Annotated in this window: 1 pseudogene; it reads left to right on the top strand. The window is 50.3% G+C overall.

From position 1 onward, the window contains the following. Positions 1–147: 147 nt before the first annotated feature. A pseudogene (locus ACTHUE_RS20355) lies at positions 148–453 on the top strand (CoA pyrophosphatase); the annotation flags it as partial.

Here is a 453-nt window from a genome sequence, read left to right as displayed (position 1 = left end):
ATTTTACTGACCAAAAGGGCCGAGACCTTAAGGCAACACACCAGACAAATCGCCTTTGCAGGCGGACGCAGAGATGCCCAAGACGACAGCCTAACGGCGACTGCGTTAAGATAAGCTTGCGAAGAAACCGCCATTCCGATTGCCGCATTGCAGGCTTTTGCGCCGCTACTCTTTTATGACACACCTTCCGGCTACCGTGTTACGCCTGTTCCGGCAATTTGCACCCAGCCCGTCAACCCCAAAGCAAATCCCGATGAAGTAGCAGAAAGTTTTTATCTGCCTTTGGACTTCACCTTAAACCTGCAAAACTACTCATACCGTCATCTTCATCACAACAATCAAACCCTCGCCCTCCCCACCCTGCCTTGCCGACACTACGACATCTGGGGGCTGACAGCAATCATCCTATATGGACTGGCAGAACGTTATCAGCAATATTGCCAAGCTTTTAAA

It is taken from the genome of Neisseria sp. P0021.S005 (assembly GCF_051956955.1).
The sequence above is the reverse complement of the archived record's forward strand: the minus strand, read 5'-3'. Positions and strand labels throughout refer to the sequence as shown.